11 protein-coding genes and 1 riboswitch are annotated in these 14,795 nt (G+C 44.4%); of the genes, 5 read left to right on the top strand and 6 right to left on the bottom strand.

The annotated features are described in order from the left end of the window. Positions 1 to 204 precede the first annotated feature (204 nt). Positions 205 to 996 carry a CHAD domain-containing protein gene (locus tag DEO27_RS15940; protein ID WP_112573990.1) on the top strand — a complete coding sequence of 264 codons (792 nt, stop codon included), beginning with the start codon at positions 205 to 207 and terminating at the stop codon, positions 994 to 996. An 18-nt stretch (positions 997 to 1,014) separates the two neighbouring features. Here the strand turns inward: DEO27_RS15940 and DEO27_RS15935 are convergent, their stop codons facing one another. The 3 genes from DEO27_RS15935 to metE all read right to left on the bottom strand — a co-directional run bounded on the left by DEO27_RS15935 (position 1,015) and on the right by metE (position 5,027). Next, positions 1,015 to 2,073 carry an acetylxylan esterase gene (locus tag DEO27_RS15935; RefSeq protein ID WP_112573989.1) on the bottom strand — a complete coding sequence of 353 codons (1,059 nt, stop codon included), beginning with the start codon at positions 2,071 to 2,073 and terminating at the stop codon, positions 1,015 to 1,017. A 58-nt stretch (positions 2,074 to 2,131) separates the two neighbouring features. Beyond that, positions 2,132 to 2,548 carry a 6-pyruvoyl trahydropterin synthase family protein gene (locus DEO27_RS15930; protein ID WP_112574016.1) on the bottom strand — a complete coding sequence of 139 codons (417 nt, stop codon included), beginning with the start codon at positions 2,546 to 2,548 and terminating at the stop codon, positions 2,132 to 2,134. Positions 2,549 to 2,726: 178 nt separating this feature from the next. Beyond that, the gene (gene metE, locus DEO27_RS15925) at positions 2,727 to 5,027 is read right to left on the bottom strand and encodes a 5-methyltetrahydropteroyltriglutamate--homocysteine S-methyltransferase (RefSeq protein ID WP_112573988.1); all 2,301 of its coding nucleotides are present in this window, start codon (positions 5,025 to 5,027) and stop codon (positions 2,727 to 2,729) included. A 153-nt stretch (positions 5,028 to 5,180) separates the two neighbouring features. Further along, positions 5,181 to 5,377: riboswitch (cobalamin riboswitch) on the bottom strand. Between the two features lie 133 nt (positions 5,378 to 5,510). Between metE and DEO27_RS15920 the strand changes: the two genes are divergently transcribed. Next, on the top strand, positions 5,511 to 6,020 hold the full coding sequence (locus DEO27_RS15920) for an Lrp/AsnC family transcriptional regulator (protein ID WP_223817961.1): 510 nt from the start codon (positions 5,511 to 5,513) through the stop codon (positions 6,018 to 6,020). Between the two features lie 2 nt (positions 6,021 to 6,022). On the opposite strand, the gene DEO27_RS15915 is transcribed toward DEO27_RS15920, so the two are convergent. Then, positions 6,023 to 7,147, bottom strand: a complete 1,125-nt coding sequence (locus DEO27_RS15915; protein ID WP_112573987.1) for a glycosyltransferase family 4 protein — start codon at positions 7,145 to 7,147, stop codon at positions 6,023 to 6,025. A gap of 236 nt (positions 7,148 to 7,383) precedes the next feature. Here DEO27_RS15915 and prpB point away from each other — a divergent pair, with 236 nt between their 5' ends. Genes prpB through DEO27_RS15900 form a run of 3 tightly spaced genes read left to right on the top strand, consistent with a single transcriptional unit; the run spans position 7,384 to position 10,926 of the window. Further along, complete coding sequence (gene prpB, locus DEO27_RS15910) at positions 7,384 to 8,286, top strand: methylisocitrate lyase (protein ID WP_112573986.1); 903 nt, start codon at positions 7,384 to 7,386, stop codon at positions 8,284 to 8,286. After that, positions 8,276 to 9,430: a 2-methylcitrate synthase gene (gene prpC / locus DEO27_RS15905; RefSeq protein ID WP_112573985.1), complete on the top strand. Its 1,155-nt coding sequence runs from the start codon at positions 8,276 to 8,278 to the stop codon at positions 9,428 to 9,430. Before prpB ends, prpC begins: the two co-directional genes overlap by 11 nt. Positions 9,431 to 9,474: 44 nt before the next feature. Then, positions 9,475 to 10,926 carry a bifunctional 2-methylcitrate dehydratase/aconitate hydratase gene (locus tag DEO27_RS15900; protein ID WP_112573984.1) on the top strand — a complete coding sequence of 484 codons (1,452 nt, stop codon included), beginning with the start codon at positions 9,475 to 9,477 and terminating at the stop codon, positions 10,924 to 10,926. 144 nt (positions 10,927 to 11,070) lie between these two features. On the opposite strand, the gene DEO27_RS15895 is transcribed toward DEO27_RS15900, so the two are convergent. Together DEO27_RS15895 and DEO27_RS15890 are read right to left on the bottom strand one after the other, a co-directional pair. Beyond that, on the bottom strand, positions 11,071 to 13,746 hold the full coding sequence (locus DEO27_RS15895) for a TonB-dependent receptor (RefSeq protein WP_112573983.1): 2,676 nt from the start codon (positions 13,744 to 13,746) through the stop codon (positions 11,071 to 11,073). Then, positions 13,743 to 14,669 (bottom strand): GLPGLI family protein, encoded by a 927-nt coding sequence (locus DEO27_RS15890; RefSeq protein WP_112573982.1) that lies wholly within the window; start codon positions 14,667 to 14,669, stop codon positions 13,743 to 13,745. Before DEO27_RS15890 ends, DEO27_RS15895 begins: the two co-directional genes overlap by 4 nt. Positions 14,670 to 14,795 lie beyond the last annotated feature (126 nt).

The following is a 14,795-nucleotide window of genomic DNA, read 5'->3' as shown; positions in this document are numbered from 1 at the left end:
AATATTATAGTGATGAGTCAGGCCATATTATACTTTAAACGGACATTTCTGCTCCTGAATTGGTCATATAGTCATACTCAATTACTTTTTTCCGGTTGTGATACTCGTCTTTTGAAGGATACAGAGTTTCCGTCAGCGAGCTAAACCTGATTGAATTAATTTTTCCTTATCTTGTATAATAAATATTGTGATAGGATCCCCAGCATGAAATTGAAAGAAGAACTTTTATACTTTGAGGGCGAGTGGACAAACCTCCGTTCGCACCTAAAAGCTTTTGATAAAAAAGGCAAACAGGAAGATCTGCACCGTTTCAGGGTACAAGTTAAAAAATTAAGGGCCTTTTTGGTATTGGCAGACAGTGGTTTGCCCGTTAAACAATTAGAAAAGGAACTAAAGCCGGTGCGCAAGTTATTTAAAGCGGCAGGAGAGATCAGGAATGCCTATATCAACCTCGAATTAACAAAGCAGTTTTTAATCGCGCAGCCTGAAATGATGGAAGGCCAACGCAAGTTTATGAAGCAATCTGCTCATGATTTCCGTTCTGAGGCGGTTAAACACCTGCAACGCCTGCGTCGGGCCCGTCGCAAACTCAAAAAAGTTATCCCGAAAATCAGCGATATCCATATTGATTTTTATTACAGGCAGCAATTGGAGCAGCTTGCTGTTTGCCTTGCCCCGCCTTATGCGGATACCGCTTTACATGCCTGCCGCAAGCAGTTAAAAATGCTCATTTATAATTATAAGCTGGTTAAGCCGGTGCTTAATCAACCTTTTAATATTGCTTATCTGGATGAGGTGCAGGATATTATTGGTGAGTGGCACGATAAGGAAGTCGCGATCGCTTTATTTGCAACAGGGGAAGCCGAAAATGAGCAACTGGTAGAGGCGTTGAAAAAAGAAAAGACACGCTTAAAACGGCATCTTAACTCATTAGTTAAAGATTTTTACACGCGTGCAACCACAGTAAGTGATTTACCGCTTGAACAAATTGATTAAGCAAAGGAATAACGTAGATTACAGCCACTTGCTAAACCAATCCAGCGTCATTTTAAAATGCTCGGTTGTTGATGTATGCGGCAGTTTCGGTGTTACATCCCGTTTAATTTTATCGTTCGCATTTTTTGCGGTATACACTTTTAAAGCAGAGGCATAGGCGATATCTGCTCCCGGGAGTGGGCAATTCTGGTCATTCTCGGTACCCAGAACCAACATGGGGCGGGGAGCTATTAATCGGATCATCGACGGGCAATCAAACTCACCGGTGATGCCCGGCAGTAACTTATCCCAAACGGTCTTAACATTCCGCTTATTTACGGCAGAGTCGCCCAAATCTTTTGCGGCCTGCAAATGAGTTGCCTGGATAGTGCCCGCACGGCCTTGCCATCGGTCATTTTCTAACGACCATTTGAAGCTTTGTACAGCGATATCCAGTACCACCACTTTTATCCGCTTATCAACCGATGCCGCAAGCCATGTTTCAATACCTCCCATAGAAATGCCTCCCATGCCAATCCGGTTGGCATTAACATCTGGTCGGCTGGTTAAGTAGTCCGTTACCCGCCAAAGGTCAAAAGCTGTGTCAAACAAAAACGGGTGGGTTTGATGGAGCTTGTCCTTATTTTCCCAGGCAGCGATAGCTGCGGTTGCATATTCTTTTGAGCCATGCGCTCCACCGGCAATGCGTTCACCATGAAAGCGCGCATCAATAGCTACACCTATGATCCCTTTTTTGGTAAGCTGGTAAAGCATTTTCCTGTTATCTTCTTTTTTACCCCCTGTGCTATGCAGAAAAATAACAGCAGGGTATGGTTTGGCCACTGTAATCGGTTTGTAGATCAGGATAGGTACGCGTTCATTCTTTTCACTGTAAATAAAACCATGCTCTACAATAACAGAATCTGTTTTAGTTATGGTAAAAGATGGATTTAATGGCACCCGCGGCCTTTCCAGCAGTTTCTTAAAATCCGACGCGACTTTATCTGCAGGGGGATAATTTACCTGCTGCGCAAGTGAAAGCAGTGGTGAGGTTGAAAACAGAATGCCAATACAAAATGCCCTGATCCTGGATAACATAGTGAGATGATTTACAGGTACAATGTATGAAACATTGTTGCTTAAGCAGTGTAACAATTTACCCTCCAAAATACTCCGCCGAGTTATTTTCGGTTTCATACAGCCTTACCGAATGCAGGTAAACGCCTTTATTTGCCTCTACAGGTGCCTTTAGCTGATTGAAAATTTCGACGCAAAGCAGCTCGGTGGTCGCCATTTTTCCTTTCATAAAATCAACATCCAGGTTCAGGTTTTTATGGTCGAGTTTTTCGATCACGTATTCCTGTATAATCACTTTAAGCAATTTCAGATCAATGAGGTAGCCGCTTTCGTAACTGATATCACCCTTAACCGTTACAAAAAGGTTATAGTTGTGGCCATGCCAGTTAGGGTTGGCACATTTACCAAATACCGCTTCGTTTTGCTCGGCGCTCCATTCTTCCCGGTACATCCGGTGCGCAGCGTTAAAATGTTCCCTGCGGGTAACATGTACAATCATTGTTAATTCTTATAAAAAGCGGGGGAAAGTGCGATTCCCCTCTTGAGAGGGGTGGAGGGGTGTGTCTGCATTTTGCCTATCGATTGAAGAAACACACCCCTACCAACGCTCTTTCCTCCGCGCCCCTCTCAAAAGAGGATTTAATATTTCAGTTAAAGCAACATCTGCTAACTAATTACGCTTCTACGCTAATTTGTTCCCTTGCCTGTCTGGCTGCGGCCACCATGTTTTCTAAAGCGGCTTTGGTTTCGGGCCATTTGCGGGTTTTTAAGCCGCAATCGGGATTTACCCATAGATGTTGCGCCGGGAGCAGATCGGCTGCTTTGGCCAGAAGGGAAGCCATTTCCTGGGTTGTGGGTACTCGTGGCGAATGGATGTCATACACACCCGGGCCTATCTCGTTTGGATATTCAAAATGGGCAAATGCCTGTAATAGTTCCATTTGCGACCTCGATGTTTCAATCGTGATTACATCGGCATCCATCGCCGCTATATGTTCAATGATATCGTTAAACTCGCTGTAACACATATGCGTGTGGATCTGTGTTTGGTCCTGAACGCCACTGGCGGTGATCCGGAACGCGTTAACTGCCCAATCCAGGTAATGCGGGCGCTTAGCTTTCCGCAACGGCAAACCCTCACGAATGGCTGCCTCATCAATTTGTACAATGCCAATACCAGCGGCTTCCAACGCCAAAACTTCATCATGAATAGCCAAAGCGATCTGGTTGGTAGTAACATCCCTCGGCTGATCATCACGCACAAACGACCATTGTAAAATAGTTACCGGACCAGTTAGCATACCCTTCATCGGTTTGTCTGTTTGTGCAGCAGCAAACGCGCTCCAGCGTACGGTCATATCTTTCGGGCGACTTACATCGCCATAAATTACCGGCGGTTTTACGCAGCGGCTGCCATAGCTTTGTACCCAGCCATTTTTACTGAACAGGAAGCCATCAAGCTGTTCGCCAAAATATTCAACCATATCGTTGCGCTCAAATTCGCCGTGTACCAGTACATCCAAGCCAATTTCTTCCTGCCAGCGAATAGCTTCGATAGTTGCCTGCTCTATTTCCTTTTCATATTGTTCGAGGGTTAAGTCGCCCTTTTTTAATTTAGCTCGTAGCTGGCGGATATCATCTGTTTGCGGGAAGGAACCAATGGTAGTAGTAGGGAATGATGGTAAGTTAAAACGCTCACGCTGCAGTTGCTGACGTACCGGGAAAGCGCTTTGGCGGGTAGCATCAGCTGCGGTAATAGCCGCCACACGGTCTTTCACTGCTTGCTTATGCACTTTTTGTGACGATCTTCTACTGGCGATCGCTTTTATATTCGTTTCAAGCAAATCGTTATTTCCTTCGGTTATCTGCTTCAGTTCACTTATCTCATTTAGCTTTTGTTTGGCAAATGCCATCCAGTGTTTAATTTCAGGATCGATGGCCGTTTCAAGGTCAAGATCTATCGGGCTATGCAGCAACGAGCACGAAGGAGCGATAATCACCCTTTCGGTACCCAATTTCTCAACAGCTTTATTGATCAGGCTTAGCGATTTTTCGTAGTCGTTTTTCCATACGTTACGCCCGTCAACCAGGCCGAGAGAGAGTTTAAGGTGAGCCGGGATCAGTGCGAGAACTTCGTCCAGTTGTTCGGGAGCGCGTACAAGATCTAAATGCAGCGCAGCTACAGGAAGATTAACAGCCAGTTGGGTATTATCCAGTAAAGCTTCAAAATAGGTTGCTACCAATAACTTAACGCCGCTTACCCTGTTGGCAATTGAGCGGTAGGCAAATTCAAACGCTTCTTTTTCTTTCTTCGACAGATCAAGCGCCAGGCATGGCTCATCAAGCTGGATCCATTCCGCGCCCTGTTGTTTCAGGCGGTTAATGATCTCGATATAAACAGGGACTAACTTTTTGATCAGGTCAACACGCTCAAAGCCTGCTTCTTTCTCTTTGCCCAGCAGCAGGTAGCTTACGGGGCCAACCAATACCGGCTTAGCTTTTTGTCCCAATTGCTGTTTAGCGCTGTTGTATTCGCCAAAAATGTTTTCGTGAAAAATGCTGAACTCCTGGTTAGCGGTAAATTCAGGAACAATGTAATGATAATTGGTATCCAGCCATTTGGTCATTTCCATGGCGGTAATATCAAGGCCATCTTTCTGATAACCACGGGCCATGGCAAAATAAAGGTCAATTTCGCTGTTGGCTTTTACCTGGGATAGTACAGGCGAATAACGCTGAGGAATAACGCCCAGCATCAGGCTGGTGTCTAATACCTGGTCGTAAAAGCTAAAATCGTTGCAGGGGATCAGGTCGATACCTGCATCCAACTGGGTTTGCCAGTTCTCTTCTTTGATTTTACGGGCAACTTCCTTTAATTCTTTCAGGTCGATTTTACCTGCCCAGAATTGTTCGCAGGCTTTTTTGAGTTGTCTTTGGCTACCTATTCGCGGATAACCGAGGTTTTGCGTTAGCATTTCTTTAAAGATTTTAGTTAGAAAACAGTTGAAAGTGTTTTTACAAACTTTACAGCGCTTCACGAAAAAACAGGGCATACTAAGGCGTTCGAGCAGGCTATTGCCGGCTATTGAAAACCATCAGGTCAGACCATTTGCTTTATTTCGCGAAAGCATCGTCTTTCCGAAAAGGGCAGGTATCCTGGCTTATAACATTTCCGCCGTCCTTCCCAACCGCTGTTTGGTGGTCAGTGGACATTGCAGGCCGAAACTTTCTTGTTATTTACAGTTGCGCGACAGCCCGTGATTTGCACACGGTTCCCTTTTAATTTCCCATAGCTTATGGGACAACCTTTTCCGGTAGAGAAAGTAAAGAACTTTTGTTGTGATTTGATCCTTGTTTTAGGATTAAATTCTGAACAAAGCTAATAGTTGAGATTTAATAACTAATTAATCGTACTTAAATAGGTTTAAAAATCTACATTTGGTTTTTATTTAAGATTATTGAACTATTTGAAGGTTGTAATCTTCGCGATAAAAGAAAAATATTCTATGGAAGAACTGGACGATACAGATATACAATTGCTCAAGCTGCTGGGCGACGATTCGGAACTAACTATAAAAGAACTGGCGGCCAAAGTAAACCTTTCGCCAACGCCGGTTTTTGAAAGGGTAAAACGCCTAAAGGCAAACGGTTACATCAAAAAATACATAGCGTTGATTGATGCCGAAAAGCTTAATTATGGTTTAATTGTTTTTTGCAATATCAAACTTAAACAGCACGATAAAAGTATAGGCCATAGCTTTGTGACCGATATCCTAAGGCTTAAAGAGGTAGTGGAATGCTATAATATTTCCGGGGATTTCGACTTTCTGCTTAAAGTTTATGCGAGGGATATGAAACATTACCAGGATTTTGTATTTAATAAACTGGGCTCTGTTACCAGCATCGGGAGTACGCATAGTACTTTTGTGATGTGCGAGAATAAGAACTCTTATAATATCAATTTGTAAGATTAATCCTGTTGCATTAATTGCTGACTCGGGATTGAAGCGGGTGCAGGTTGAACCCTTATATCAATTGCCTCGCCCGATTCAAATAGCTGCATCATCGCTCTTGCATTTCGCTGTATATTGAACGGTAAAACGCTTTGATAGCTGGCATCCGGGTTGGTTAGTAAACTTTCAAGCTTATTAACCATCTCCGTTTTATCAACAGCAATATGCCAGTTTTCAATTGCAGCGTCCATTGGTTTTACAAAACTCAAAACCTGCGCCCCGGCGTACAATGCCTCCAGGCAAACCGCACCGAAACCTTCATAATTTGAGGTGTGTAAAAATACCTTGGCACGCTGCATCATTTGTAATACCTCTTCATGAGGCAACCTGCCTGCAAAGGAAACATTATTTGTCAGGCCAAGTGCTGCAGCCATTTCCTTTAGACGCTTCATTTCAGTACCCTCGCCAATAATTACAGCTTTTACATCGGGTATAGTTGTTTTCAGCGAAGCAATTACTTCTAAAAACACATCGTATTGTTTTAATGGGATCAATGAGCCTGCTCCAATAATATCAATATTCCGTTCGGTATAGGATTCTTTAAAGCGGGTTACATCAATACCAACCGGTATTACATGTGCCGGTGTCATGCCATAGTTTTTGCTGAACTCACGTACCAGGAAATCGGATAAAGCAATCAATCTATCTGCAGTTGGTTTTGTTTTCGCGAAATATTTGTTACCAGCTTTTGCATCCTGTCCCAACAGCCAGATGTAATGCTTCAGCCCATATCTGCGGGCAAACATATTACCGATATAAGCACATTTGCCAAGCCAGAAACTTAACATGCCGATAATCTGGGTTTCCTTATGAAACTTGTGTAAAACCCTGAGCACTTTGAGCCCGGTAAAACGGCGGATAACCCTGCTATTGCGGGGATTGCCGAACGCGATAACCTTTATACCATGCCACAGATATTCGCCGCTAAAAAAGGGATATTGAAAAGTAAGCACTACTATATTTAATTCCGGATGTTCTTCCTGTAAGGCCTTTACAAAAACCTGCTGTGGAGGGATGCAGGTACTATCGCCTTCATGTTCGGGAAAACCGGGAGTTAAAATGACCAGTGTTTTGTGCTTCATTAAAAATAATATTTAATGCTTTGGGGATAGGGATAAGCCTTTCTAAATTATTGTAATTACTATTAGTTACGGGAGAATTTTGCGCCGGGTTGCTTGATGGACTCGTTTTTATAAGGCTGATGTTTTTAAAAGCCGGTTGAGGGAGGATGTTTGTTTGGATTTATTTTCTAACTTGGCAATAGTTCCTTTTCCAATTAAAGGGACTTTAACAAACGTACTTTTCTAAAAAGTTTACGATGCAACCAAATAACCCTAAATCGCCGGGCCAGAAATTCCGTGAGGCCTTGCGAAATGAAAAACCACTACAAATAGTTGGCGCTATAAATGCCAACCACGCGTTGCTGGCACAACAGGCCGGCTTTAACGCTATTTATTTATCAGGCGGCGGCGTAGCCGCCGGATCCTTAGGCATCCCTGACTTGGGAATCACAACTCTGGAAGATGTGCTTATCGACATTCAAAGGATCACCAATGTTTGTGACCTGCCATTACTGGTAGATGTTGACACCGGCTTTGGACCATCTGCGTTTAATGTTGCCCGTACTGTTAAGTCTCTAATTAAAGCAGGTGCAGCTGCTTTGCATATTGAAGACCAGGTAGGGGCCAAACGCTGCGGGCACCGCCCCGGAAAGGAAGTGGTGAGCAAAGATGAAATGGTTGACCGTTTAAAAGCTGCGGCAGACGCCCGCATAGATGAGCATTTTGTAATAGGCGCCCGCACTGATGCCTTTGCCAACGAAGGATTGGAGAAAACCCTGGAACGGGCGGTTGCTTATAAAGAAGCCGGTGCCGATTTCATTTTTGCTGAGGCCGTTCCCGACCTAAGCTATTACCGAAAGTTTGTGGAAGCAACCGGGATCCCTGTACTGGCCAATATTACCGAGTTTGGTATGATCCCGATGTATACGGTTGAAGAACTTGGAGAGGCCGGCGTAGAGCTGGTGCTTTACCCACTTTCGGCATTTAGGGCGGCAAATAAGGCCGCGCAAAATGTTTATCAGCATATTCGTAAAGATGGCACCCAGAAAAATGTACTGGACACGATGCAAACCCGCGAAGAGTTATATAAAAGTATAGGGTATCATGCTTATGAGCAAAAATTAGACGACCTTTTTAAGAAGAACCAGGATGGAAAGTAATACTGAAAATACATTCAAACCTAAAAAGAGCGTGGCTCTTTCGGGAGTTATTGCCGGAAATACTGCCTTGTGCAGCGTAGGAAAAAGCGGTAATGACCTGCATTACCGGGGATACAATATTCTTGACCTTGCCGACCAGGCAGAGTTTGAGGAGGTAGCCTACCTGCTCATTTATGGTTCGCTACCCAGTAAACCGCAATTGGCCAACTATAAAACAAAGCTGAAATCAATGCGGGGATTGCCTAACTCGGTAAAGAATATTCTGCAGCAGATTCCGGCGGCGGCGCATCCTATGGATGTTATGCGCTCAACCGTATCGGCTATCGGGAGCATTCAGCCCGAAAAAGACGACCACAATGTTTCTGGGGCGAGGGATATCGCGGATAAGCTGTTAGCCTGCTTCAGTTCGGCTTTGTTATACTGGTACCATTATGCCCACAATGGTAAAAGCATTGAGGTAGAGACCGATGACGATAGTATTGGCGCGCATTTTCTTCACCTGTTGCACGGCCGTAAGCCGTCAAAGTCATGGGAGCGGGCTATGCAGATCTCTTTAAACCTGTATGCCGAGCATGAATTTAATGCTTCCACTTTTACCAGCAGGGTAATTGCAGGTACCGGTTCGGATATTTATTCGGCGGTTACCGGGGCAATTGGTGCTTTACGTGGCCCTAAACATGGTGGCGCAAATGAGGTGGCTTTTGATATCCAAAGCCGTTATAATTCGCCGGATGAGGCCGAAGAGGATATCCGCAAACGTTTGGCCAATAAGGAGGTGATTATTGGTTTTGGCCACCCGGTATATACCATATCCGACCCACGAAATGTGGTGATCAAAAAAGTAGCAAAAAGCCTCTCGGAAGAATCGGGTGATATGCTGCTGTTTAACATTGCCGAGCGCCTGGAAACCCTGATGTGGAACGAAAAGAAGATGTTTCCTAACCTGGATTGGTTTTCTGCTGTATCCTATCACCTGATGGGGGTACCAACCTTAATGTTCACACCGCTTTTTGTGATATCTCGTATCACAGGATGGAGCGCTCATATCATAGAACAAAGGCAGGATGGCAAGATCATCCGTCCGAGCGCCAACTATATCGGACCGGATAACAAGGAGTTTGTCCCGCTGGATAAAAGATGTTAACCGCCAATAGAAATCTTTAATAACCAAAAATCTAAAATAAATTCATGTCAGCCCATATCTCAAACGAACGACCACAACCGGATAAAGTACTAACCGATATAGTAGATTATGTGTTAAACTATGAAATTGAAAATGACCTGGTCTGGAAAACAGCACACTATTGTCTGCTGGATACTTTGGGCTGCGGATTTGAAGCCTTAACTTACCCGGCCTGCACCAAGTTGTTGGGCCCCGTAGTTAAAGGTACCATAGTGCCCAACGGCGCTAAAGTTCCCGGAACATCATTTCAGCTTGATCCTATTCAGGCTGCATTTAATATAGGCGCTATTGTACGCTGGCTGGATTTTAACGATACCTGGCTGGCGGCAGAGTGGGGGCACCCCTCAGATAACCTGGGTGGTATTTTAGCTGTTGCAGATTGGCTGTCCCGTACATTAGTTGCTGAAGGTAAACCCGCACTGCTGATGAAAGACGTGCTTGACGCTATGGTGCGGGCTCACGAAATACAAGGTGTGCTGGCGCTTGAAAATTCATTTAACAAGGTAGGCCTGGATCATGTGTTTTTAGTGAAAGTGGCCTCCGTTGCGGTAGTTGGCAGGCTGATTGGCTTAACCCGTGATGAGTTGATCAATGCAGTATCATTAGCTTTTGTTGATGGGCAGGCTTTACGTACTTATCGCCATTCGCCCAATACAGGTAGCCGCAAATCATGGGCAGCCGGCGATGCTACATCAAGAGCGGTGCGCCTGGCTTTAATTGCCCAGACAGGCGAAATGGGATATCCATCGGTACTTACTGCCAAAACATGGGGCTTTTATGATGTTTCATTTAAAGGGAATGAGTTTAAGTTTCAGCGCGATTATGGTTCGTATGTAATGGAGCACATCCTGTTTAAGATCTCGTTCCCTGCCGAATTTCACTCGCAAACCGCGGTTGAGGCGGCAATGACCCTGCACAATAAACTTAAGGAAGCCGGTAAAACTGCCAACGACATTAAGAGGATCACCATTCGTACACATGAGGCGGCTATTCGTATCATCGATAAAAAAGGCCCTTTGAACAACCCGGCGGACAGGGATCATTGTATCCAATACATGATTGCGGTGCCGCTGATATTCGGAAGGCTCACCGCCGCCGATTATGAAGACAATGTTGCCGCGGATATCCGTATTGATATACTACGTGATAAAATGGCCTGCGTGGAAGACCCGCAGTTCACTAAAGATTACCTCGACCCCGAAAAACGCTCAATTTCCAATGCCCTGACAGTTGAACTGAATGATGGAACTATACTGGATGAAGTAGTGGTTGAATATCCAATAGGTCATAAACGCCGCCGTGAAGAAGGCATACCTAAACTGCTGGATAAATTTAAAATTAACCTGGCCAGGATCTTTGCCGAAAAACAGCAGCAAAATATTTTGAGTGCTGCATTGGATTATGATAGACTGGTGAACACCCCGGTTAATGAATTTGTGGATTTGATGGTGATGTAGATCTCATTTAGTTGAAACGTCCTAAAAAAAATGTCATTGCGAGGAGGCACGACGAAGCAATCTCGTAGCTATACAGAGCGGCTCTGTTTCCGTGCGGTTGCCATGCTTCGCAATGACATAATTATTAATTTCGTCGCTATTTAATCAAAGATTGAACATCACCTTTAACAGTATAATCCGCCCCGGCAAAGTATACGAACTGGCTGTTAGCGTATTGGCCGTCAGGTAAAGTGCGTCATAGGTTTTTACATTCAGGAAGTTGACAGCACTAAGCTCCAGGTCGGTTTTCCATTTTTCTACCCGTAGTCTTGCGGAAGCATCCGCGAAAAAGTATTTCAGATTGGGGTTGCCACGCTGGCGGGTAAAATAATGCTCGCCCGATAATTTGAATTGTAAATTGGTTGTTGGGCTATAGTTGATAAATGCCTGCTGAAGTAGCTGGTTAATATGATACGCCGATGCCACTGCCGCCGAATGACTATCGGTTTGCGTAAAAATAGCCTTATAGCTAAAGTTTATTTGCTCATTTACTTTGGTATTGGCACTCACATTAACGGTTTCTGAAGTGGTATTGAAAGGCAGCAGTGAATTGTTCTGAATTTGTACCGATCTGTTACTTTGCCATTGAAGGCCGGCACCGAAGGTAGTTTTTAATGCGAAGGAATATTTACTCGCTGTGCCGCTCAACGCCCAGGAATCGGTGCTGTTTGGGTAGGGGAGTACCAAGCGTTGCTGCAAGTTATTGGTGATTACATAAGAGGCGATATTATTGGAAGCGATATGATTGTATTGCGCGTTCAGGCTGGCGAAAAACAGGGTAAGCGCTTTCCGGTAATTGAAACCAATGGCTGCTTGTTGGTTCTGCCGTTCGGTTAGGGCGGCGTTATTAGCATAAAGTGTCCGGTAATCTTTCAGGATATAGCCCTGGTACATATCTTCTATGGCACCTGTTTCATTGCGATAGCTATATAGGAAGGTCAGATAATTTTCAAGCCCTGTTTGATACTTTACCCTTAATTGTGGATTGAAATATAATCGTGTCAAACTTTTTTGCAGCGCATATAATGTATCCGAATAGTTGATCTGCTGTAGACTTATCGGCAGCGTCAGGTTCACTTTAAGGATCTCGCCCGGCAGGTCATAAGCTGCTTCGGCATACAGTTTTTTCCGGCTCCAGTTTAAATGATTGATGGAACTGTCTGATTCCAGGTTTACCGTATTGTTAGTCTGCACAACATTCAGGTTTGACGTTAACGTTTGCGATTGTATATTGAATCCGGTCCGGAAACTTTGTGTGATGAAGTTTGATGGTATTTTGAAGGATGCGTAGTTATTGGTAAACCATGTGGGCACATCAACATTTTGCAACAACCGGTTGTAAGGCACATTGTTATTGAATATAGCTGCGTTGTAATTGGGTTCGATAGTTCTGCTTTCGGGTTCTGATGAATAACTGACGTACGAATAAGCCTCGATGATATTGCCAGATCGTAGCGATTTGATCAGGTTAAATTCATTGGAAAAACTCAGTGTATTGTCCCTGAATACCTGGTTTACCATATTGCCATTGGTATTGAGGCTTGAATAATTGGTAGACCGGTTATTATCCAATAACAGCACATTATTCAGGTAATACTTATCCCGGTTGATATTCAATGTAAATTGGGTATGCAGCAGATTAGGCTGAAAGCGGTTGCGTTGGGCTTCATCATAGCGCACGGTATCGCCGGGTAGGTAAATAGTGGTGTGCTGGCTGTAGTCCTGCCGCCGGGTATCATGTAAATACCAGGCATTGATCTTAAGTTGGACATTCTTCTTAAAATTGACAAGGTTATTAAGATTAAGCAAGCCCGACCGGTCAAACAAATACCTTTCGCGTGATAAGGCCGGATCATTCACCGAACCAAGCGACAGCACGGTTGGCGGCACGTTGTTATCTATCCGGTTTACATAATCGGCAAAGTTGTGCGATATCAGGTCTTCCTGCAAATCGTCACCCGTATTGTTCCCTTTAAGATAATTAATAGCCTTGTACTTATCCTTAAACATCATGGCGTTAAGGTTTATATCGTAATTGCCGGGTAAGCCTGCGCCAACGCTTTCCTGCCCAACCATTTGTAGCTTAGCTCCTTTTTTTATGCTGAGGTTTAGCGCTACATCATCACTTAACACTTTGTTTTGGAGTACTTTAACCGGCTGATGGTTTTGGATCACCTGTACCTGGTCTACCACCCCCTGCGGAATAGTACTGGTAGCGATATTATATTTATCATCCAACAAGTTATCGCCGCCGATGTACAGGTTGGAGATAGGTTTATTGTTATAGCTGATCTTGCCATCGGCCGCAACCGTTATGCCCGGTAGCTTCTTGATCACATCGCCTATAACCCTGTCTTGCACACTGCTGAAATCTGATACCTTATAACTCAGGGTATCACCACTTGTGCGCAATACCGGCCGGCTGCTTTTGATCACTACTGCCTGTAACTGGTTGATAGAAGGCGACAAGGTAAAATCTACAGGTGCTTGTACATCTGTAATACTTTTGCTCTGATTTTTATAGCCAATGCAACGTACCTCTATCACCAGGCTGCTCACCGGTGCATTGACCGGGAGCAGCAAAGTATACGCACCTTTTACATCAGAAATAGCGTACGTTATAATACCGTTATTGGCCACGTTTTTTAGGTTGACGGTAGCATAAGGCACAGCCTTGCCGGTGCTGTCTTTCACTACCCCCTTAATACTTTGACCAAAACCGGGAGCCGAAAACAGCAAGGCAATAACCGGCAACAGTACAGCTTTTATAAACTGGTTCATTTCTTTTCGGGTAATTCGATAGGGTTATTGATTACAGGCTGCGGACCTATCCTGATGTCAATTTTGGGTGCCGGTCTGCCCTGGCTTGCGGCCTGCGCGGCGGCCATTGACTGGGCAAAAGCATTAGGGTCTTTACGCATGGCTTCCTGCAAATTGGCAAACTCCTTTTCGGTAGTTTTGATAGCCTTGGTTGGTAGCTGGATAATATTAGGATCGCTGGCTTCTTCGTCCATACCTATCATGACTGCCATTCGTCCCTGGTTATTTGGTGCCTGGCCGGTCGGCTGGTCATCTTTTTTTGCCGAGATCACCGCTTTCTCAATTCCGTCAAACTTAAAATCAACCTCTTTTTTGGTATCGTAAGCCTCTACAATTACTCCCGGCAAACCGTTGAGTTTCCAGGGGCCTATGTGCAGTGGCAAGTCGGGACTGAACCAGGCTGTATAATCTCTCCCTTTGAAATGAGCTGTAGCTTTTTGGCAATGCAAGCCGCCAAAAGTTGCGGTATCGCCGCTTATTTTCCATTCTATCGGAGGCAGTACATCTGTTATCAGATAGTTATTGAACAGCAGAGGCTCTTTCCGTGCCAATTTTTTACCGTTTGGGAATTGATAATATTCAGTGCCTGAACCTGACGCCTTCCGCTGGATGTTTATGTGGCCGTCTGCCGAGTTAGCCATTTGTTCCTGCACCTGTTTCCTGAATAGCGCGTCCTGCAGTTGCTTGTCATAGCTCTTGTAAGCTCCCGCGCTTTTACCAACAATTAAAACCATGTTTTCTGTGTAAGGTTGCTCCCTGTTGGTAGTGTCCCTAATGTGGGAGAACTTGTAATGCACCAATAATTGAGCGGTATCAGGCTTTTGCGCCCGGGCCATAACGGCACATGATAAAAGGGTTACACTTAATAGAAATTGCTTTTTCATAATTTCGGATATTTTTAAGCAATACTACTTTGCGCTTCAAACCCGCCAAAAACATTGTGATAAACTCCTTATTCGCCCGGGTGTAAAGTGGATATTTGTTATTTGAAGTGCTGTCTAAAACAAAAC

This window comes from Mucilaginibacter rubeus (genome assembly GCF_003286415.2).
Taxonomy (GTDB): domain Bacteria; phylum Bacteroidota; class Bacteroidia; order Sphingobacteriales; family Sphingobacteriaceae; genus Mucilaginibacter; species Mucilaginibacter rubeus_A.
Note: the sequence above shows the minus strand (reverse complement) of the source record. Positions and strands in the feature narration are given on the sequence as shown.

Excerpts from the sequence above, each read along its gene's own strand:
- DEO27_RS15940 (WP_112573990.1), top strand. The coding sequence starts at position 205 with ATGAAATTGAAAGAAGAACTTTTATACTTTGAGGGCGAGTGGACAAAC.
- DEO27_RS15935 (WP_112573989.1), bottom strand. The coding sequence starts at position 2,073 with ATGTTATCCAGGATCAGGGCATTTTGTATTGGCATTCTGTTTTCAACC.
- metE (WP_112573988.1), bottom strand. The coding sequence starts at position 5,027 with ATGCTAACGCAAAACCTCGGTTATCCGCGAATAGGTAGCCAAAGACAA.
- DEO27_RS15915 (WP_112573987.1), bottom strand. The coding sequence starts at position 7,147 with ATGAAGCACAAAACACTGGTCATTTTAACTCCCGGTTTTCCCGAACAT.
- prpB (WP_112573986.1), top strand. The coding sequence starts at position 7,384 with ATGCAACCAAATAACCCTAAATCGCCGGGCCAGAAATTCCGTGAGGCC.
- prpC (WP_112573985.1), top strand. The coding sequence starts at position 8,276 with ATGGAAAGTAATACTGAAAATACATTCAAACCTAAAAAGAGCGTGGCT.
- DEO27_RS15900 (WP_112573984.1), top strand. The coding sequence starts at position 9,475 with ATGTCAGCCCATATCTCAAACGAACGACCACAACCGGATAAAGTACTA.
- DEO27_RS15895 (WP_112573983.1), bottom strand. The coding sequence starts at position 13,746 with ATGAACCAGTTTATAAAAGCTGTACTGTTGCCGGTTATTGCCTTGCTG.
- DEO27_RS15890 (WP_112573982.1), bottom strand. The coding sequence starts at position 14,669 with ATGAAAAAGCAATTTCTATTAAGTGTAACCCTTTTATCATGTGCCGTT.